Origin of the sequence: Maricaulis maris, from assembly GCF_049116555.1 — a bacterium.
GTDB classification, from domain to species: Bacteria; Pseudomonadota; Alphaproteobacteria; order Caulobacterales; family Maricaulaceae; genus Maricaulis; species Maricaulis maris_C.
Genome location: NZ_JAGDYT010000025.1, coordinates 37,901 through 56,332, shown reverse-complemented (window position 1 = coordinate 56,332; position 18,432 = coordinate 37,901). Strand labels below are relative to the sequence as shown.

The 18,432-nt window shown below is 62.6% G+C and carries 16 protein-coding genes; 8 read left to right on the top strand and 8 right to left on the bottom strand.

The genetic code is table 11. From position 1 onward, the window contains the following. Nucleotides 1-29 precede the first annotated feature (29 nt). Complete coding sequence (infB, locus tag JXQ94_RS14355; protein ID WP_421924466.1) at nucleotides 30-2,615, top strand: translation initiation factor IF-2; 2,586 nt, start codon at nucleotides 30-32, stop codon at nucleotides 2,613-2,615. 86 nt (nucleotides 2,616-2,701) lie between these two features. Here infB and JXQ94_RS14350 read toward each other — a convergent pair whose 3' ends face one another. Then, a complete protein-coding gene (locus JXQ94_RS14350; RefSeq protein WP_421924465.1) occupies nucleotides 2,702-3,223 on the bottom strand; it encodes a nuclear transport factor 2 family protein in 522 nt (173 codons plus the stop codon). 156 nt (nucleotides 3,224-3,379) lie between these two features. Beyond that, complete coding sequence (locus tag JXQ94_RS14345; protein WP_421924464.1) at nucleotides 3,380-3,865, bottom strand: nuclear transport factor 2 family protein; 486 nt, start codon at nucleotides 3,863-3,865, stop codon at nucleotides 3,380-3,382. A 217-nt stretch (nucleotides 3,866-4,082) separates the two neighbouring features. On the opposite strand from JXQ94_RS14345, the gene rbfA reads away from it, so the two are divergent. Further along, a complete protein-coding gene (rbfA, locus tag JXQ94_RS14340) occupies nucleotides 4,083-4,508 on the top strand; it encodes a 30S ribosome-binding factor RbfA (protein WP_421924463.1) in 426 nt (141 codons plus the stop codon). Here rbfA and JXQ94_RS14335 read toward each other — a convergent pair. Continuing rightward, nucleotides 4,505-5,887: a serine hydrolase domain-containing protein gene (locus JXQ94_RS14335; protein WP_421924462.1), complete on the bottom strand. Its 1,383-nt coding sequence runs from the start codon at nucleotides 5,885-5,887 to the stop codon at nucleotides 4,505-4,507. The two genes, rbfA and JXQ94_RS14335, sit on opposite strands and share 4 nt — an antisense overlap. 143 nt (nucleotides 5,888-6,030) lie before the next feature. On the opposite strand from JXQ94_RS14335, the gene truB reads away from it, so the two are divergent. The 4 genes from truB to JXQ94_RS14315 all read left to right on the top strand — a co-directional run bounded on the left by truB (nucleotide 6,031) and on the right by JXQ94_RS14315 (nucleotide 10,049). Then, nucleotides 6,031-6,987, top strand: coding sequence for a tRNA pseudouridine(55) synthase TruB (gene truB, locus JXQ94_RS14330; protein ID WP_421924461.1), 957 nt, complete (start codon nucleotides 6,031-6,033; stop codon nucleotides 6,985-6,987). A 39-nt stretch (nucleotides 6,988-7,026) separates the two neighbouring features. Beyond that, complete coding sequence (gene rpsO, locus JXQ94_RS14325; protein ID WP_295691054.1) at nucleotides 7,027-7,296, top strand: 30S ribosomal protein S15; 270 nt, start codon at nucleotides 7,027-7,029, stop codon at nucleotides 7,294-7,296. 29 nt (nucleotides 7,297-7,325) lie between these two features. After that, the gene (gene pnp, locus JXQ94_RS14320) at nucleotides 7,326-9,458 is read left to right on the top strand and encodes a polyribonucleotide nucleotidyltransferase (RefSeq protein WP_421924460.1); all 2,133 of its coding nucleotides are present in this window, start codon (nucleotides 7,326-7,328) and stop codon (nucleotides 9,456-9,458) included. Between the two features lie 120 nt (nucleotides 9,459-9,578). After that, entirely contained in the window at nucleotides 9,579-10,049 is a 471-nt protein-coding gene (locus tag JXQ94_RS14315) for a hypothetical protein (protein WP_421924459.1), read from the top strand. Here JXQ94_RS14315 and JXQ94_RS14310 read toward each other — a convergent pair. Further along, nucleotides 10,022-10,882 (bottom strand): LytTR family DNA-binding domain-containing protein, encoded by an 861-nt coding sequence (locus JXQ94_RS14310; protein ID WP_421924458.1) that lies wholly within the window; start codon nucleotides 10,880-10,882, stop codon nucleotides 10,022-10,024. The two genes, JXQ94_RS14315 and JXQ94_RS14310, sit on opposite strands and share 28 nt — an antisense overlap. Before the next feature lie 178 nt (nucleotides 10,883-11,060). Between JXQ94_RS14310 and JXQ94_RS14305 the strand changes: the two genes are divergently transcribed. Then, entirely contained in the window at nucleotides 11,061-12,293 is a 1,233-nt protein-coding gene (locus JXQ94_RS14305) for an acyltransferase family protein (protein WP_421924457.1), read from the top strand. A 57-nt stretch (nucleotides 12,294-12,350) separates the two neighbouring features. After that, nucleotides 12,351-14,807, top strand: a complete 2,457-nt coding sequence (locus JXQ94_RS14300; protein WP_421924456.1) for a S9 family peptidase — start codon at nucleotides 12,351-12,353, stop codon at nucleotides 14,805-14,807. Nucleotides 14,808-14,813: 6 nt separating this feature from the next. On the opposite strand, the gene JXQ94_RS14295 is transcribed toward JXQ94_RS14300, so the two are convergent. From JXQ94_RS14295 to fabA, 4 genes are all read right to left on the bottom strand, one after another. Beyond that, nucleotides 14,814-15,686, bottom strand: a complete 873-nt coding sequence (locus JXQ94_RS14295; RefSeq protein ID WP_421924455.1) for an HNH endonuclease — start codon at nucleotides 15,684-15,686, stop codon at nucleotides 14,814-14,816. A 117-nt stretch (nucleotides 15,687-15,803) separates the two neighbouring features. After that, nucleotides 15,804-16,622 carry an enoyl-ACP reductase FabI gene (locus tag JXQ94_RS14290; protein ID WP_121211387.1) on the bottom strand — a complete coding sequence of 273 codons (819 nt, stop codon included), beginning with the start codon at nucleotides 16,620-16,622 and terminating at the stop codon, nucleotides 15,804-15,806. A gap of 43 nt (nucleotides 16,623-16,665) precedes the next feature. After that, nucleotides 16,666-17,880 (bottom strand): beta-ketoacyl-ACP synthase I, encoded by a 1,215-nt coding sequence (gene fabB, locus JXQ94_RS14285; RefSeq protein ID WP_421924454.1) that lies wholly within the window; start codon nucleotides 17,878-17,880, stop codon nucleotides 16,666-16,668. A gap of 14 nt (nucleotides 17,881-17,894) precedes the next feature. Further along, the gene (fabA, locus tag JXQ94_RS14280) at nucleotides 17,895-18,413 is read right to left on the bottom strand and encodes a bifunctional 3-hydroxydecanoyl-ACP dehydratase/trans-2-decenoyl-ACP isomerase (protein WP_421924452.1); all 519 of its coding nucleotides are present in this window, start codon (nucleotides 18,411-18,413) and stop codon (nucleotides 17,895-17,897) included. Nucleotides 18,414-18,432: the final 19 nt, after the last annotated feature.

The window sequence follows — 18,432 nt, the reverse complement described above, 5'->3', positions numbered from 1 at the left end:
CGGAACGAAAGCCGATTTGGAAGGCTCGCATGAGCGACGCAGACGACAACAACTCCTCCGGCCGCCGGCCGCTCTCTCTGAAACGCTCCGGCGGTGGCACCGTGCAGCAAAGCTTTGCGCGGGGTCGCTCCAAGGCGGTCGTTGTGGAGAAGAAGCGCAAGCGCGTGGCAACGCCTGCCAAGGATGGCGGCGCGGGTGGCAAGCAGTCTGGCAATGCCAAGGGCGGTGAATCCGCCCTGGCCGCCAAGGCGCGCCAGCTCGGCCTGTCCGAAGAGGAACTCGTTGCGCGCCAGCGGGCCATTGCCCGGGCTCGTGCCGAAGCCGCTGACCGGGAAGCCCAGAAGAAGCAGGCAGACGCCGCAATGCAGCAACGTGCTGCCGACGAACGTCGCCAGCTCGAAGAGAAGCGCGAACGTGCGGCGCGCGAAGTCGAGGAAGCCGAAGAGGCAGCCCGACGCGCTGTCGAGGAAGAGGCGCGCCTGAAAGCGGAAGCCGAAGAAGCCAAGGCCGCCAAGGAAAGCGGCCGCAAGCGGGATGATGAACCGCGCCGACGCCCGGCTGCCAAGGAAGACAAGCGCGCTCCCGATGCCGCGCCCATGACGGATCCGGCCAGCGCCCTCGAAGCGCTGGGCGGACGTGTGAAGCGCAAGGGCGGCGGGGCAGGCCCCGGCCCGGCGACCAAGCAACAGCCGGCGCGCGCCAAGACCGACAATCGCCGCCGCGGCAAGCTCACCATCCAGAACATTCTGGAAGGTGATGAGGAGCGCCAGCGTTCGCTCGCTTCGGTTCGCCGAGCGCGTGAGCGCGAGAAACAGCGCCGCCAGGACACGTCTGGCGGTCGCGACAAGATCGAACGCGAAGTCATCGTGCCGGAAGCCATTACCGTGGCCGACTTGGCCAACCGGATGGCCGAACGTGCTGTCGACGTCATCAAGTATCTCATGAAGCAGGGCCAGATGGTCCGCGTGAATGATGTGCTGGATGCCGATACCGCGGAACTGGTGGTCGAGGACTTCGGCCATATCGTGAAGCGCGTCTCGGAAGCTGACGTCGAAGAAGGCTTCATCGCCGATGATGATGCTGATGAAGCGAAGGCGCCTCGCGCACCGGTCATCGCCGTCATGGGTCATGTCGACCACGGCAAGACGTCTCTGCTCGACGCGTTGCGCTCGACCGATACCGCATCGGGCGAAGCCGGCGGCATCACGCAGCATATCGGTGCCTACCAGGTACAGCTCAAGGGCGGCGAGAAGATCACTTTCCTCGACACGCCGGGCCACGCCGCTTTCTCGGCCATGCGTTCGCGCGGGGCCATGGCGACCGATATCGTGATCCTGGTCGTGGCGGCCGATGACTCGGTCAAGCCGCAGACCATCGAGGCGATCAATCACGCCAAGGCGGCAGGCACGCCGATCATCGTGGCGGTCAACAAGTGCGACAAGCACGAAGCCAATCCGCAAAAAGTCCTGACCGATCTCCTGCAACACGAAATCGTCGTCGAGGCGATGTCGGGTGAAGTGCAGTCGGTCAATGTCTCTGCCAAGACGGGCGATGGGCTGGACGAGCTGACCGAGGCTATCAATCTGCAGGCCGAATTGCTCGACTTGAAGGCCAATGCGGAGCGCAGTGCCGAAGGCATCGTGATCGAAAGCCAGGTCGACAAGGGCCGTGGCCCGGTAGCGACCCTGCTGGTTCGTCGTGGCACGCTCAAGCGCGGTGACATCCTCGTCGCCGGCGCCCAGTGGGGCCGTGTGCGCGCGCTCGTCAATGAGCGCGGCCAACAGCTCGATGAAGCCGGACCCTCGGTTCCGGTCGAGATTTTGGGTCTCGCCGGTGCACCGGATCCCGGTGAGGTCTTTGCCGTTCTCGACAGCGAGTCCCGCGCTCGCGAGATCGCTGACTATCGTCAACGCAAGGAGCGTGAAGCCTCCGGTGCGACCTCGTCTGCAGGCGCCTCGCTGGAACAGATGATGGCGCGCCTGAAGCAGGATGCGACCCAGGAAATGCCGCTGCTGATCAAGGCAGACGTGCAGGGGTCGGCCGAAGCCATCAAGCAGTCGCTCGAAAGCATCGGCAATGACGAAGTCCGGGCCCGCGTGGTCCATGCAGCTCCGGGCGGTGTCAATGAAAGCGATGTTCTGCTCGCCAAGTCGTCCGGTGCGCCGGTCTTCGCCTTCAATGTCCGCGCCAACAAGCAGGCGCGCGCATTGGCCGAACGCGAACATGTCGAGATCCGCTATTATTCGGTGATCTATGATGTGATCGACGATGTTCGGAACACGATGGAAGGCATGCTGGCGCCGGAGAAGCGCGAGAACTTCATCGGTTACGCCGAGATCCTGGAAGTCTTCAACATCACCAAGACCGGCAAGGTTGCGGGTTGCCGGGTGACCGAAGGCACCGTCAAGCGGGGCTGTGGCGTCCGTCTTCTGCGCGACGACACGGTGCTGCACGAAGGCAAGCTCAAAACGCTCAAGCGCTTCAAGGATGAAGTGCCTGAGGTCAAGTCGGGCACCGAGTGCGGCATGGCGTTCGAGCGTTATGAAGACTTGCAGAAAGGCGACCAGATCGAGTGCTTCGAAGTCATCGAAGTGGCGCGCAAGCTGGAAGCCTGATCCGCCGGATCAGTCTGGAACAAGAAAGGGCGGCCCGATCGGGCCGCCCTTTTTCGTGCGAACAGGCGGGAGGGTATGTGCCGCAATCAGTGACCGGGTTCGGCCGTGATCATCCCTTGTTCGGGCGTGGCGTAATTCGCGAAGTCATCATGGCGAACCACCATCCCGTCCCGTACGGTCACGACGCTGACCTGGTCGGAGCGCCACCGGAAATTCTGCCCTTCGGTCTGGGTCGGGTAGAGTGCGTTGACATGACCGATGAAGATGACGCGACTGTTCGACGTGTAGACTTGGTCCCACTCGAAACCGAGCTCGATCGGGTCGTAGGTCTCAACGAATTCACGCAGCAATCCCATCATTGCATCGCGGCCTGCGCTGTTCAGCCCGTCAAATCCATGCTCCTCCGTCTCGGCCGTCGGATCGCGGAAAGCGACATCGTCGGCCAGCATGGCTTCCATCGCGTCGAGCTCAAGGTTGGAATAATGCGCCATATAGGTGCGGGCGACTTCCTCTGCGGCGACATTGGCCTCGCCCTGGGCGAGGGCCGTCGGAGCCAGCATCAGAGCAGCGGTGCAGGTTAGTCCTGCGAGTGCAGATTTCATCGTCATCAGGCTTGGACTCCAAAAAAAGCGGACGGTATCAGGCCGGTGGCCCAGGGATTTTGGCTCGGGCAGTACATCCCCAGGCCACCGGCCCGGTCCAGGCAGGGGGCACACACCCTGCTCGGACCATCTCAAGGGGCATCTAGAACGCCGCGTAACGGGTCAGTGAGGTGCGGGAATACGGCTGGCGCCGTTGAAGTCGGTATAGTCCCGATGCTCGGTGACATGCCCGTCCGCGACAGTAATGATGGTGGTAATGGGGTAGCGGAAGGCCTGCGCCCCCTCGCCTTCGCCATAAATCACATCGATATGGCCATTGAAGATTACCCGCCCTGACGATTCATAGCTTCGCTCGATCGTGTAACGGCCATGGTTGATGCCCCAGGCGCCGACACCGGAAGTGATGGCGTCCGGGCCCTGCCACTCGATCCGGTTTGTGATCGCCGCGATATCGAATGAGGTCGGATCCACGAAGACCGTGTCTTCCGTCATCAGTGCGGTCATCCCCTCGAAATCCTGCTTCGAATAGGCTTCGAGCCAGGCCTCGGCGATGGCACGAGGTGTCTCGGCGTGGTGATCGGCCGATGCGGCCGCCAGGCCGGTCAGACAGCTGGCTATGGCCAGCGAGAGGGTGGTCAGTCGTAACATGGTCTCTGTGTGTCCTGGAATTGTCCTTGGCCGCTCCTGCCGGCGGCGTGTCGGGTCGAATAGCGCTGCCAGATCTGTCCCGGTAAAGGGGGAGTGGCGACTAAAGTGATGAGCCCGGGAGGTCGAGGGACGAATGCCCCCTTCCGGGCAGGTCTTGCATCACCCGGCCAAGGGGCGTACACCCGCGCGCCTCGCTTCCGCCGGGATGGAGATCCGCATGGCCCGCCGCAAGACCCAGCCGCCGAAAGGCCCGAGCCAGCGCCAATTGCGCGCCGGTGAACTCGTCCGTCATGCCCTTGTCGGTATTCTGACGCGTGAGGAGCTGCGTGACCCGGACCTGGAAGGTCAGCTGATCTCGGTGACAGAGGTGCGCCCCAGCCCGGATCTGCGGACCGCCAAGGTTTATGTGGCCCCGCTGGGTCGTGGCGACTCGGCAAAGCTCGCCGCAGGCCTCAACCGCTGTGCCGGCTTCTTGCGCGGACGTCTCGGTCGCGAGATCGAGATGAAGTTCACGCCGGAACTGCACTTCCATCCGGACAATTCCTTCGACACGGCCAGTCATGTCGATGATCTGCTCAACCGGCCTCAGGTCCGGCGCGATCTGGATGCGGATGAGGGTCTGCCCGACAACACCGAAGACTAGTTTTCGGTGGTCTCGGTTCCGGTTGTCGGCAACGGCGGCAAGTCGGTGCGTTCGAGGCGGTAGCCACGCCCCTCTCCGGTGAGCCCTGCCTGGTTTGCCGTGATGGCGGTCACGCGCCCGGCGGCATCGCGCTCCAATGTCATATCGGTATTGAAAAGCCGCCAGTTGAAGGCGTCGATCCCGGTTGGCGTGAGGTAGAATCGCCAGTCTCGTTCCGTCAGGACCAGGTCCAGCCCGCCCTCGGTCTGCGTGAGCGCTACCGGACCGAACGGGCTTCCTGAATAGGTGCCGACGGCTTCCAGATGGCCAGACGTCAGGCGATCGGTGGCGGGGCGGCCGGCGGCGGGCGCGACGGGCTGTCCCAGAGCAAGCGCATGCAGGACGTCCCGAATTTCCCAATTGGGATAGGATTCAAGACTGGTTCCATAGGCGATGGTGATGTCGCGTTCGGGCAGAACAGAGATTCCGGCGCTGTAACCGGGCACCGAACCCTGAATGGTATAGATCGTTTCGCCGCTCAATTGCTCGACGCTCCAGGAGCCGGTCATCCGGCCATCTGGCTCGAACAGGTCGATGCGGCGGCTCGCGACCGCATCCGCCAATCGCAACAAGTCCTCCATCGGAGCCACCAGGCCAGATGCCCCAAGGGCAGGCGTGTTGGCCATGGGCGCGCGGAGGTCGAGCGGCAACGGGCCCGCGGTATAGCCCGTCGGCACACCGGCGAGGGTGGACCCGTCCTGACGCACGACCCGGCTTCTCTGCAGGTCCAGCGGGATCAGAAACTCGGTGGTGAGCAATGTCTCGAAGCGGGCATTGACGGCGCGCTCGATGATCACGGCAAGCAGGCCATAACCCACATTGGAATAGGCATAGGCATGAGGCCCCGCATCGGGGGCGGGCTGGTTGGCCAGCCAGGCCACCAGCGTATCGCTGGCGCTGTCGCCAAGGGCGCCCGGCGGCACGTCCCGAGGCAAACCGGCCGTGTGGCCGAGAATGTCGCTGATCCGGACCCTGTCATAGCCAGTAAGTTCCGGGACAAGGCGCGAAACGACAGTGTCCGGCGCGAGGCGGCCCTCATCGATCAGTCGATGCGCCATTGCTGCTGTCAGGCTTTTGGTAATCGAGCCGGTGGGAAAGCGGGCGTCTGCCCGCATCGGCTCGCCGGTGACCCAGTCGGCATAGCCAAAGGTCAGGGCTGCCGGAAGATTGTCACCGTGGCGGACCATGATGACGCCCGAAAAGTCGCGTGTTTCCACGAGCGGTTCAAACCAGTCGCGCACTCGCTCTTCCAGCAGGCGAGCGTCAGCGGCAGGCTGGGCCCGGCTTTCGGTCATCGGACCGACTGTCAGGACCAGCACGGCAAGCGCGGTTCGGAACATGCAAGACTCCTCGTGCAGGCTTCCACAACTAGGTGCTTCGCTCCTGCCCAGCAAGTCCGGGACCCTTGCTTCAGCCGCGTCAATCCTCTAGGTCCGCCCCTCCCGCGCTCGGGTCCGATCCCCGACGCCAGATGGAGACTGACATGGGAAGACGCCGCAAGGGCGAGGATATTCACGGCTGGGTGATCCTCGACAAGCCGCTCGACATCACATCAACCCAGGCTGTTTCGGCAGTCCGGCGAATTTTCAACGCGCGGAAGGCGGGGCATGCGGGAACACTTGATCCGTTGGCCTCCGGCATTCTTCCGATAGCACTCGGCGAAGCGACCAAGACGGTGCCTTTCGCTGTGGAAGGGTCGAAAACCTACCGCTTCACTGTGCGTTGGGGTGAGCGCACGACGACGCTTGATCGCGAAGGCGAGATCATCGCAACGAGCGAGGTCCGTCCGAGTCGCGACCGGATCGAGGCGGTATTGCCGGACTTCATCGGCGATATCCAGCAGGTTCCGCCCGCATTCTCCGCGATCAAGGTCGACGGCGAGCGGGCCTATGACCTGGCTCGCAGCGGCGCGGATGTGCAACTTGAAGCGCGCGAGATTCATATCGAGGATCTGCGCCTTCTCGACTGTCCGTCCGAGGACATGGCAGTTCTCGAAACGCGTTGTGGCAAGGGCGCTTACGTCCGCTCTCTGGCGCGAGACATCGCCCTTGCGCTGGGGACGGAAGGTCATGTGGCAGCGCTGCGCCGGATTCGCGTTGCTGGATTCACGGAAGCGGAATCCACAAGGCTGGACGAACTGGAAGAAATGGCTCATAAGGGCGCCGCTTCGGAAGCTCTGCTCCCGGTTCAGACCGCGCTGGACGACATCCCGGCGCTGGCCATAACCGAAGAGGAATCCTTCCAGTTGAAGCTAGGACGTCCGATCGTCCTGCTCCCGCGTCAAGCGCAAGAGCTCAAGGCGCAGCGCCGACCTCGCGAAATTGCGGGCAAGGACTGCACCTTTACCGCTTTGGCACTTTGCGACGGCGTGGCAGTGGCGCTCGGCGACGCAAGGGCCGGAAAGTTCCAGCCCGCGCGTGTTTTCAACCTCACTCCCTGACACGTCAGGGAGTCGACATAACGAGTTTAGGAGAACCCGATGTCGATTACGCAAGAGCGCAAATCCGCGCTGATCGCTGAACATGCCCGTGGCAAAACCGACACGGGATCGCCGGAAGTGCAAGTGGCCATCCTGACGACCCGGATTGCCAACCTTACCGAGCACTTCAAGACCCACAAGAAGGACAACCACTCGCGTCGCGGCCTTCTTAAGATGGTCTCCCAGCGCCGCCGGCTTCTCGACTACGTCAAGAACAAGGACGTGGCCCGTTATCAGGCTCTGATCGAGAAACTGGGTCTGCGCCGCTGATCCGCGACGCCATCCGTACGAAAGACGATATGTTCGATATCCAGAAAGAAACGATTGAGTGGGCAGGTCGCCCACTCACCATCGAAACCGGGCGGGTCGCCCGCCAGGCTGACGGCGCCGTCATGGTGTCCTACGGCGAGACGACAGTTCTCGCCACCGCCGTCGGCGTCAAACAGGCCAAGCCGGGAGTCGATTTCTTCCCGCTGACGGTCAATTATCAGGAAAAATACTTCGCAGCAGGCAAGATTCCTGGCGGCTTCTTCAAGCGTGAAGGCCGTCCGACGGACAAGGAGACGCTCACCTCGCGCCTCATCGACCGTCCGATCCGCCCGCTGTTCGTCAAGGGCTTCAAGAATGAAGTCCAGGTGATGCTGACGGTCCTGTCGCATGACCTTGAAAACGATCCCGACATTGTTGGCATGATCGGTGCCTCCGCGGCCCTGGTTCTGTCCGGTCTGCCCTTCATGGGTCCGATCGGCGCTGCCCGCGTCGGCTACAAGGACGGCGAATACATCATCAACCCGCCTTGCGATGAAATCGACGACAGCGAGCTTGATCTCGTCGTCGCCGGTACGCAGGACGCGGTGATGATGGTTGAATCGGAAGCCAAGGAGCTGTCCGAAGAGGTCATGCTCGGCGCTGTCATGGCCGGTCACAAGGCCTTCCAGCCGGTGATCGACATGATCATCAAGCTGGCTGAACGCGCTGCCAAGGAACCTTGGGATTATGCTCCGGCTGATCACTCGGCCGAGGAAGCCAAGGTTCGCGACCTGATCGGTGACGATCTGGCCGCCGCCTACACGATCGTCGACAAGACCGAGCGCTACAAAGCGGTTGGTGCGGCGAAAGACAAGGCGGTCGAGGCCCTGCTCCAGACCGAAGACCGTCCGGACGGCATCGACATGACGACCCTCAAGGACGTCATGAAAGCGGTCGAGAGTTCCATCGTTCGCGGTGGCATCATCAAGACCGGCAAGCGTATTGATGGCCGTTCGCTCGATCAGGTTCGCTCGATCGTGTCCGAAGCGGGCATCCTGCCGCGGACGCACGGTTCAGCCCTGTTCACGCGTGGTGAAACCCAGGCCCTGGTCGTTGCGACCCTGGGCACAGGCGAAGATGAGCAATTCATCGACGCTCTGACGGGTACCTACAAAGAACGCTTCATGCTGCACTATAATTTCCCGCCCTATTCGGTCGGTGAGACGTCTTTCCGTCTTGCTCCGGGTCGCCGGGAAATCGGACACGGCAAGCTGGCCTGGCGTGCGGTGAAAGCCGTCCTGCCGACCAAGGAAGACTTCCCGTACACGATCCGCCTGGTCTCCGAGATCACCGAGTCGAATGGCTCGTCCTCGATGGCTACGGTCTGCGGCGCTTCGCTGTCCATGATGGACGCTGGCGTGCCGATCACCCGTCCGGTCTCTGGCATTGCCATGGGCCTGATCAAGGATCCGGAAGGCATTGCTGTCCTCTCCGACATCCTGGGTGATGAGGATCATCTCGGCGACATGGACTTCAAGGTGGCTGGTACCACCGAAGGCGTCACCTCGCTGCAGATGGACATCAAGATCGCCGGTATCGACGAGGAGATCATGAAGACAGCCCTGGCCCAGGCCAGCGGCGGTCGTCTGCACATCCTTGAAGAGATGGGCAAGGCTCTGGGCGAAGCCCGGACCGAGCTGGGTGAGTTCGCACCTCGCATCGAAACCATCACCATTCCGACCGACAAGATCCGCGACGTGATCGGTTCGGGCGGCAAGGTGATCCGCGAGATCGTCGAAACCACCGGTGCCAAGGTCGACGTCAATGACGACGGCGTGATCAAGGTCTCGTCCTCGGACGGCGCCTCGATCAAGGCAGCTCTCGACTGGATTCACGGTCTCACGGCCGAGCCGGAAGAGGGTCAGATCTACAAGGGCAAGGTCGTCAAGGTCATGGACTTTGGTGCCTTCGTGAACTTCTTCGGTCCCAAGGACGGCCTCGTCCACGTGTCCCAGCTCAAGGCTGAGCGCGTGAACCACCCGTCCGACGTGGTCAAGGAAGGTCAGGAAGTCTACGTCAAGCTTCTCGGCTTCGATGATCGCGGCAAGGTCCGCCTGTCGATGAAAATCATCGACCAGGAGACCGGCGAAGAGATCAAGAAGGAAGAGGAAAGCGCCGAATAGGCGACGTCCCGTCCGATTGATTGATCAAAAGGCCCCGCCGGCGCAAGCTGGCGGGGCTTTTCTTTGCAAAAACCTCCTGTCGGCGATCGATGCCGCCAGCGTGGCCGGATTGGACAGCCAATGAATTGGGACCTGCTCGATTTCCTGATCGCCGCGGCGATGCTGGCCGTTCTTGTGGGAGGAGGCGTCGCGCTGTTCCGGGGCCGGGCGCATAGGGCCTGCAAACTGGCGGGTGTGGGGCTGCTGGTCGCAAACCTGCTCCTGTTCTGGATCAACGGGGCAGTCGGCATTATTGGCGCGTCGGGAAATGACGCCAATCTGGCCTATTTCCTCGTGCCCGCGATTGGCCTTGCCGGAGCGATCCTGCAGGCCGTTCGCGGGCGCGGGTTCGCGACAGCTTGCCTCGCCTCCGTCGTGGTCCTGACGGTCCTGGCGTCGGTGGCCCTGGTCATGGGCTGGGGGCGGGACGGTCCTGCCTGGCCTTGGGACATCGTGGTCATCACGGTGTTCTTTGTGGGCGTGTTCGTGATCGTTGGCGTTCTTCATCGTCACGGTGAGCGGGCTCACGCCGCGTTCAGCCGATCCCGATAGCGGCGACTGCCCGGAATGGTGTCTCCGGTATCCAGAGTGATGGCGACATCGCCTTCGCCGGTCGGGGCGATTTCACGGACGGCGTCACGATTGACCAACCATGAGCGATGGACACGAACGGCATCGATGCCGGCATCGCCCAACTGCTTCTCCAGTTCGGTCAGGGTCGACCGGGCCAGATGCTCGCCGCCTGCCAGACGGATCTCGACATAATTGCCGGCCGCCTGGGCGGAGCGGAATTCGTCCGCCGCGATACGCAGAGTCCGGCCGCCGCATTTCAGGGTCAGGCGGTGTGTTTGTCGCGCCTCCGCACGGGCCACCTCGACTTCCAGCTTCCGCATCTGCAGGGCGAGCGAGACGATCATGATGATCTGATATCCGGCATAGGTGCCGATATCCTTGCGGGCTTCATAAACGATCTCCCGCCAGGGGGAGTCGTGGAAGAACTCATAATCGCTGCCATAACCGAAGGCCCAGACGCCTTCGCGGATCAGGACCATGCCCAGCACGTGCAGGCTCGTATAGCCAAGAAATCCCGCGACATGCCAGGGCAGGGAGCCCAGCCAGCGGCCCGGCTCCAGAGGGGCCCGCAATCCCAGCCACATCATGGCCGGGACCATCAAGGCGGTCATGACGACGCTGGACCCTTCGGTCACCCAGGAGAAGAAGGGGGGACCCTCCCGTCCGTCGCGGGCGAATTCGGTATCGATCGAGGTCGAGGCGATCACCCAGAAGACGAACAGGGACAGCCAGGCAAACTGGCAGGCCAGCCAGAAGGCCCGGCTCTCGGCCTGATCGGCGCGATTGCGGTCAGAGGAAAATGTCTCGGTCATGAAGCGATGCTCAACCTGCGACGGGATGTCGGCAAGTCGGGCTTCAGTAACTCATCCCCCCAGGCCGCCGCTGATCCCTGCCATGCGGACACCCGTCCCGCGGGCCTGCCGGATGTCCCTGCCGACTGTTGGATGTCGGCCGCAAGTCCGATGACTGGGACCAACAAGGAGCCTTCCCATGACTGCGACAATGACCCATCCCCCTCAGCCCGGCGCAGGTCGCCAGTTCGGTCTGGACTGGCTGCGCATCGGCGTCTTCATCCTGTTGATCTTCTATCACACCGGCATGTTCTTCAACACGGAGGGCTGGCACGCCAAGAGTCTCAATGCGAATGACGCAATGGAGCCCTTCATGTGGCTCTCCAGTCCCTGGCGCCTGCCGCTTCTCTTTCTTGTCTCGGGCGTCGCCATGCGCTTCCTGTCGGATAAGCTGGGCAGCGGCAAATTCGCCCTCGACCGGTTGTGGCGGCTCTTCCCGGTGATCGTGTTCGGCATGTATGTGATCGTGCCGCCTCAGTCCTATTCCGAGCTGCGCATCGACGGCATCATCGAGCCGGGGTGGTGGGACTTCTATCGCCAATATGCCGGTGAGTGGGCCGGGCCCTGGGAGCTGCACACGCCGACCTGGAACCATCTCTGGTATGTCGTCTACCTGTTCGTCTATTCCCTGCTCCTAGCGCCCTTCGTCCCGGTTCTGCGCAGGCTGGCCGAGAGTGAGCCGCTGCGGGCGGCTGGCCGTGCGGCGTCACGCGGGTGGGTCGGGATCGCGGCGTTGCTCTGCTTGCCGCTCCTTCCCTTCCTTGTCGTGCGCTTCACCCTGACCGAGCACTTTCCAACAACCCATGCCCTGTTCGACGACTGGGCCAATCACGCCAACTCGCTGGCGATGGTTCTGATCGGCTATTTCATGGCCCGCAATGAGGGTGTGTGGCGCAGCGTGGATCGGGCGCTGCCGGTGGCCGGCGGGCTGACGGCGATCCTGATGACCTATCTGTTCTGGGCCTACACCCATATCGAGGTGGCGCTGGGAGAACCGGTCCTGCTGTGGATCGCCCGGATCGGCCGGATCGTATTTGCCTGGACGATCATCCTGACCCTGTTGGGCGCTGCCCGCCGCTGGCTGAACCAGGACGGGCCAGTCCGACGCTATCTCACCGCGGCGGTGTTTCCCTGGTACATCCTGCATCAGACCATCATCGTGGCGACAGGCTTTGCCATTCGCGATGCCGGCCTTGGAGTGTGGACCGAGTTCGCGATCATTACGGCGACGACCTTCGGAGGCTGTATCATTGGCTTCGAAGTGTTGCGGCACATCCCGGTCCTGCGTTTGGTGATGGGCATGAAGGCGCTCGCCCCGGCCATCGCGCCGGCCCCGGATCCGGATGCCCGGTCCACATTACAAAAACTTTAGACGAAACCGGGCCGCGTCCGCCTATCTTCCCCGGGACACATATTCGGGGAGCTCGTGATGCTGAAATCGATGATGAAAACTGGCCTCAAGGCCGGACTGGGACTGGTGGCGGCGTCTGCCTTCTGGGTCGCACCGGTCGCCGCGCAGGACCCATATCGCCTGCCACCCCAGGACATTATCGACATCGTGGACGCGGCCCCCTCACCCTGGACCTCGCTCTCGCCGGCGCGCGACACGCTGCTCCTCATGCATCGCGAGGCCCTGCCGCCGGTTGCCGAGCTGGCCCGACCGATGGAACGCCTTGCCGGGCTGCGGCTGGATGCGACGCTGAATGGTCGTCATGGCCCACGCTCTGTGGTCGGTCTCTCGCTGATGGATCTGGAGAGCGGTGAGGAACGTGAGGTCCGCCTGCCCGACGATGCCGGCATCTCCTACACCAGCTGGTCGCCGGACGGATCGCAGATCGCCTTCGTGATGACCCGCAATGACGAGCTCTCCCTGTGGGTCGTCGATGTCGAGCGCGCCCGGGCCCGCGAGCTTGTCGACAGCGGCATCAATGCCGTTTTCTCGCCGATTGACTGGATGCCTGATGGTGAACGCCTGCTTGTTCATCTGGTGGACCCGGACCGGGGTGCCATGCCGGAGCGCCCGCGCGTGCCTTCCGGCCCGGTGACGCAGGAAGCCAGCGGCTATGAAGCGCCGGTGCGGACCTATCAGGACCTGCTGACTGATGATCATGATGCCGCCCTCTTTGCCTGGTTGGCTTCGAGCCAGCTCGCGGTCGTCAATACCAGCGGTCGGACGCGGATACGTGAAATCGGTGAGCCGGGCCTTTATTATTCGGCATCCCCGGCCCCGGGCGGGGACTACATCCTCGTTGGCGAGATGGAAGAACCCTTCTCCTACCAGGTGCCCTGGTCGCGCTTCCCGGATCGGGTTTTCGTCATCGACACGGATGGCGATGAAGTCGCGACGATTGCCCGCCAGCCCCTGGGCGACAATGTGCCGATTGGTGGCGTGGTCACCGGTCGCCGTTCGGTCAGCTGGCAGGCCAGCCATGCAGCGCGTCTGACCTGGGCGGAGGCGCTCGACAATGGCGATCCGCGCGTTGAAACCGATCAGCGCGACAGTGTCTGGGCGCTTGAGGCGCCATTCAGTGGCGACCCGACCGAGATTCTGCGAACCGAGGACCGCTATTACGGCACCCAGTTCACCACCGAAGGCCAGCTCGGTTTCTCCATGGAGTATGATCGCGATACCCGCGTCATCCGCCGCTGGCTGGTTGATTTCGCCGACCCGTCGGTCGAGCCGCGCCTTGCCGAGGAGCGCAACTACCAGGACAGCTATGCCAATCCCGGCAGTGCCCTGAGCGTACGCAATGAATTCGGACGGAACGTTGTCGGCGTCCATGATGGCTATATGTACATGGCCGGCGATGGCGCCACGCCAGAGGGCGAACGTCCTTTCCTCAACCGTGTCAGCTTTGAGACGTTTGAGACGACGGAAATCTGGCGCAATTCCGGCGAGAATTACGAGGAGGTCATCGGCCTGACGTCGCCGGACGGTTCCGCGTTCCTGACAAGCTGGCAGGACCCGATCACCCCGCCCAATGTACGCTGGCACCGTGCGGGTGAAGAAACCGCCCAGATCACGCAATTCGCCAATCCGCACCCGCAGCTCAACGAGATCAGCCGCGAGCTGATCACCTATGAGCGGGAGGACGGCGTGCCGCTCTCGGCCACGCTCTACCTGCCGGCCGATTACGAGGAGGGCGACACCCTGCCGGTGCTCGTCTGGGGCTATCCGCTGGAATACAATGACGCCTCGACTGCCGGTCAGGTCTCCGGCTCGCCGTACGAGTTCACCCGTGTTGCCGGGACCAGCCCGCGCTTTCTGGTGACCCAGGGCTATGCCCTGCTGGAGAACGCCACCATGCCGATCGTTGGCGATGACCCGCTGACGGTGAATGACACCTTCATCGACCAGCTCGTCCTCTCCGCCGAAGCGGCGCGCGATGTGACGGTCGAGATGGGCTTTGGCGATGGCGAGCGTCTGGCGATCGCCGGCCATTCCTATGGGGCCTTCATGACGGCGCACCTCTTGGCGGCATCCGACGTCTTCCGGGCCGGCATTGCCCGCTCGGGCGCGTATAATCGCACCCTGACGCCGTTTGGCTTCCAGTCCGAACGCCGCACCTTCTGGGCCGCACCGGAGACCTATTTCGAGCTTTCACCCTTCATGCATGCCGACCAGATCAACGAGCCGATGCTGATGATCCACGGGCAGATGGACAATAATTCGGGTACCTACCCGATGCAGTCCGAACGCATGTTCGCGGCCGTCAAGGGCAATGCCGGCACAGCCCGCCTGGTCATGCTCCCCTATGAAAGCCACGGCTATCGCGGCCGCGAGAGCATCCTCCACGTGCTGGCAGAAAGCATCGACTGGCTCGACCGCTGGGTGAAGCCGGAAGTGAATCCGATGGGTGGGGATGAGGAAGAGGCTGCGGAGTAGCGCGAACTAGCCTTTGAAGTAGGTTTCCCGGTGGTAGCGCAGAAATTCGGAGTGCGGCCGAAGATGCGCTGCCTCCGGCACAGATACAAACCCACTCGGGTCGAACAACCGCTCGACCCCATCCGGCAGCAGATTTTTCGCTTTCAAGAGCCGATGATTGTCGTCGATAGCGATTAGGCCACGGTCGAAAAGCCAATGCGCCGTTCGTGACAGGGCGACGCCGTTTTGAATTGAGTCGGGCCCATCGTCGGCCACAGGGCGGATATGAGCCGCCTCAATTTCCGCCCGACCGCCACCGTTGATGATCTGAAGACCTGTAACAGCGCATCGTTGATCGTAGGTAGTGCGAACGGTTCGAGCGAAAGCGGCATCTCTAAACTTACGAGAAACAAGCTGCTCTACGATCGGTCGCTTGAACACCGCGGGAGGATCTGAGAGGCCTGGCCGGTCGGTCCTCGTGCCTTCGAAAAGGTCTGGCGAAAACCCGACGTCACAAATCAGGCTGAATTCGTCATCCGGAATTCGTCGCACCGAAACACCAAACGAACCTTGGTTTCCAGAGCCGTCTGGCTTTTGGAGCTTGGCTTCCCAATAAGACCCATCCGCCCTGCGGTGTGGAACGGGCTCTGTAAACTCCAAATAGTTGGATAGGTGAGCAATGCAGTCGCCCGAACCATCTGGAACTTTTTGCAGGTCGGAAACTTGTGCGACGGCTAGATAAGCCAAGCGACCGCCCCCAGCGCGCGGCTCATAGAACAGCGCGAGATCCCCGACAGCCTCGCTCGCGGCTTTAACTAGACGCTTTGGAACAAAGTAGGTCTCGCCCGACACTTCGGTGTACGCGCTTGCCATGGACTGCATAAGGACGACTTTGGTCATGTCGCCAGGCTAGCTCGACCAATCAAATAGTAAAGCGACAAGCAGTTGAACACGCGAACAAAAAACCCCGCCAGCATCCGCCAGCGGGGTCTTTCAGTCCGACAGTGTCGTCAGATGTCAGTCGTCATCATCCATGCTCGGCACCGCCACGGCGTGGAAACCGGCATCCACATGCAGCGTCTCGCCTGTGCAGGAGAAGCCGAGGTCTGACAGCAGGTAGAGGGCGGCGCCGGCGACGCCTTCCATCTTGGTGTCCTGCTTCATCATCGACCATTCGCGGCCGGTGCGCATCAGGGCCTTGCCGCCGGAGATGCCGGCCATGGCGAGGGTGCGCATCGGGCCAGCCGACAGCGCGTTGACGCGGATGTCCTTGGGGCCGAGATCGCGGGCCATGTAGCGGGTCGAGGCTTCCAGCGCCGCCTTGGCGACACCCATGACATTATAGGACGGCACGACGCGCTCCGAGCCGAGATAGGTCAGCGTCACCATCGAACCACCATTGGGCATCAGGTGGGAGGCGCGCTTGCCGGCATCGACGAAGGAGAAGGCGGAGATGTCCATCGCCCGGCGCCAGCCCTCGCGGGTGGTGTTCTCGGTGAAGGAGCCGACCAGCTCGTCCTTGCCGGCAAAGGCAATGGCGTGGACCAGGAAGTCGATCGTGCCCCACTTGTCTTCCAGCGCCTTGAAGCAGGCATCCATGGAGGCGTCATTGGTGACGTCGGCCTGAACCATGAACGGCTCGCAGGGCAGGCTCTCGACCAGCGGGCGGACCCGGCGCTCGAGCGCTTCATCCTGGTAGGAGAAGGCGATCTCGGCGCCTTGGGCGGCCAGTTGCTGGGCAATGCCCCAGGCGATCGAGTTCTTGTTGGCGACGCCCATGACAAGTCCGCGCTTGCCCTTCATCAGCTCGCCGGCCGGGAAAACCGTGTCACTCATCGTGATATCCTCTTCTGGATCAGAAGCCGCCGTGTCGGGCGGGTCAGACTTTTTCGAAAACGACCGTGCCGTTGGTACCGCCGAAGCCGAAGGAGTTCGACATGGCGGTTTTCAGATCGGCGTCGCGGGTCTCGGTGATGATGGGCAGGTTCAGGGCTGCAATGTCGGGATCCATGTCGAAGACATTGATCGACGGGGCGACGAAACCCTCTTTCATCATCAGCAATGTGTAGATGGCTTCGTGGACGCCGGCGGCGCCGAGCGAATGGCCCGTCATCGACTTGGTGCCCGAGATCATCGGGGCGCTGTCGCCAAAGACGTGCTTGACCGCTTCCATCTCTTTGATGTCGCCGACCGGGGTCGCGGTGGCGTGCGGGTTGAGATAGTCGATCGGCGTGTTGACCGTTTCCATCGCCAGCTTCATCGAGCGGATGGCGCCTTCGCCGGACGGGGCGACCATGTCGTGCCCGTCGGAGGTGGCGCCATAGCCGGTTACCTCGGCGATGATATTGGCACCACGCGCCTTGGCGCGCTCGTATTCTTCCAGAACAACCACACCGGCGCCGGCACCGCCGACGAAACCGTCACGGTCCTTGTCGAAGGCGCGCGAAGCCTGTTCCGGCGTGTCGTTATACTTGGTCGACATGGCGCCCATGGCATCGAACAGGTTGGAGAGCGCCCAGTGGATCTCCTCGCAACCGCCGGCGAACATGACGTCCTGCTTGCCCCACTGGATCTGCTCGGTCGCGGCACCGATGCAATGCAGCGAGGTCGTGCAGGCCGAGGTGATGGAATAGTTCACGCCGAGAATCTTGAACGGGGTGGCCAGCGTCGCCGAGGCCGTCGAGCTCATCGCCTTGGGCACGGCGAAGGGACCGATCCGCTTGGGGCCCTTTTCGCGGGTGATGTCGGCCGCATTCACGATCGTGCCGGCTGACGGTCCGCCCGAGCCCATGATGATGCCGGTGCGGTGGTTGGAAATGTCGGACTCTTCAAGGCCGGAATGGGCGATCGCCTGTTCCATGGCCATGTAATTCCAGCCGGCGCCTTCCGACATGAAGCGGTAGACGCGCTTGTCGACATGGGCGGCCGGGTCAATGTCCGGCTTGCCGCCGACCTGGCAGCGGAATCCGAGCTCGGCGAAGCTTTCCATGCGGCCAATGCCGCTCTTGCCGTTCTTCAGGGACTCGGTGACTTCCGCAGCATTATTGCCGATCGGGGAAATCACGCCGAGACCGGTAATGACAACACGACGCATGAGGCTCTCCTGGGTCAGGCCATTTCGCCGGGCTTGAACAGGCCCACGCGCAAATCCTTGGCGGTGTAGATGGTTTTGCCATCGACTTCGACACGGCCATCGCCAATCGCCATGATCAGGCGGCGCTGGATGACGCGCTTGAGGTCGATGACATAGCGGACTTTCTGGCAATCCGGTGTGATCTGGCCGGTGAATTTCACCTCGCCCACGCCCAGGGCGCGGCCCTTGCCGGGATTGCCCTTCCAGCACAGGAAAAAGCCGACCAGCTGCCACATGGCGTCGAGGCCGAGGCAACCCGGCATCACCGGATCACCCTTGAAGTGACAGTCGAAGAACCAGAGGTCCGGCTTGATGTCGAGTTCGGCAATGATCTGGCCTTTGCCATGTTCACCGGTTTCGTCGTCGATGTGAGTGATGCGATCCATCATCAGCATGGGCGGCGCGGGGAGCTGCGCGTTGTCCGGTCCCCACATCTTTCCATTGCTGGAGTCGATCAGGTCATTGTAGCTGAAAGAGCTTTGGCGTTCAGTCATGTAGCCGATCAGTTGCGCC

Bases quoted from the DNA above. Each gene is read 5' to 3' on its own strand.
- infB (WP_421924466.1), top strand. From the start codon at position 30: ATGAGCGACGCAGACGACAACAACTCCTCCGGCCGCCGGCCGCTCTCT.
- JXQ94_RS14350 (WP_421924465.1), bottom strand. From the start codon at position 3,223: ATGACGATGAAATCTGCACTCGCAGGACTAACCTGCACCGCTGCTCTG.
- JXQ94_RS14345 (WP_421924464.1), bottom strand. From the start codon at position 3,865: ATGTTACGACTGACCACCCTCTCGCTGGCCATAGCCAGCTGTCTGACC.
- rbfA (WP_421924463.1), top strand. From the start codon at position 4,083: ATGGCCCGCCGCAAGACCCAGCCGCCGAAAGGCCCGAGCCAGCGCCAA.
- JXQ94_RS14335 (WP_421924462.1), bottom strand. From the start codon at position 5,887: ATGTTCCGAACCGCGCTTGCCGTGCTGGTCCTGACAGTCGGTCCGATG.
- truB (WP_421924461.1), top strand. From the start codon at position 6,031: ATGGGAAGACGCCGCAAGGGCGAGGATATTCACGGCTGGGTGATCCTC.
- rpsO (WP_295691054.1), top strand. From the start codon at position 7,027: ATGTCGATTACGCAAGAGCGCAAATCCGCGCTGATCGCTGAACATGCC.
- pnp (WP_421924460.1), top strand. From the start codon at position 7,326: ATGTTCGATATCCAGAAAGAAACGATTGAGTGGGCAGGTCGCCCACTC.
- JXQ94_RS14315 (WP_421924459.1), top strand. From the start codon at position 9,579: ATGAATTGGGACCTGCTCGATTTCCTGATCGCCGCGGCGATGCTGGCC.
- JXQ94_RS14310 (WP_421924458.1), bottom strand. From the start codon at position 10,882: ATGACCGAGACATTTTCCTCTGACCGCAATCGCGCCGATCAGGCCGAG.
- JXQ94_RS14305 (WP_421924457.1), top strand. From the start codon at position 11,061: ATGACTGCGACAATGACCCATCCCCCTCAGCCCGGCGCAGGTCGCCAG.
- JXQ94_RS14300 (WP_421924456.1), top strand. From the start codon at position 12,351: ATGCTGAAATCGATGATGAAAACTGGCCTCAAGGCCGGACTGGGACTG.
- JXQ94_RS14295 (WP_421924455.1), bottom strand. From the start codon at position 15,686: ATGACCAAAGTCGTCCTTATGCAGTCCATGGCAAGCGCGTACACCGAA.
- JXQ94_RS14290 (WP_121211387.1), bottom strand. From the start codon at position 16,622: ATGAGTGACACGGTTTTCCCGGCCGGCGAGCTGATGAAGGGCAAGCGC.
- fabB (WP_421924454.1), bottom strand. From the start codon at position 17,880: ATGCGTCGTGTTGTCATTACCGGTCTCGGCGTGATTTCCCCGATCGGC.
- fabA (WP_421924452.1), bottom strand. From the start codon at position 18,413: ATGACTGAACGCCAAAGCTCTTTCAGCTACAATGACCTGATCGACTCC.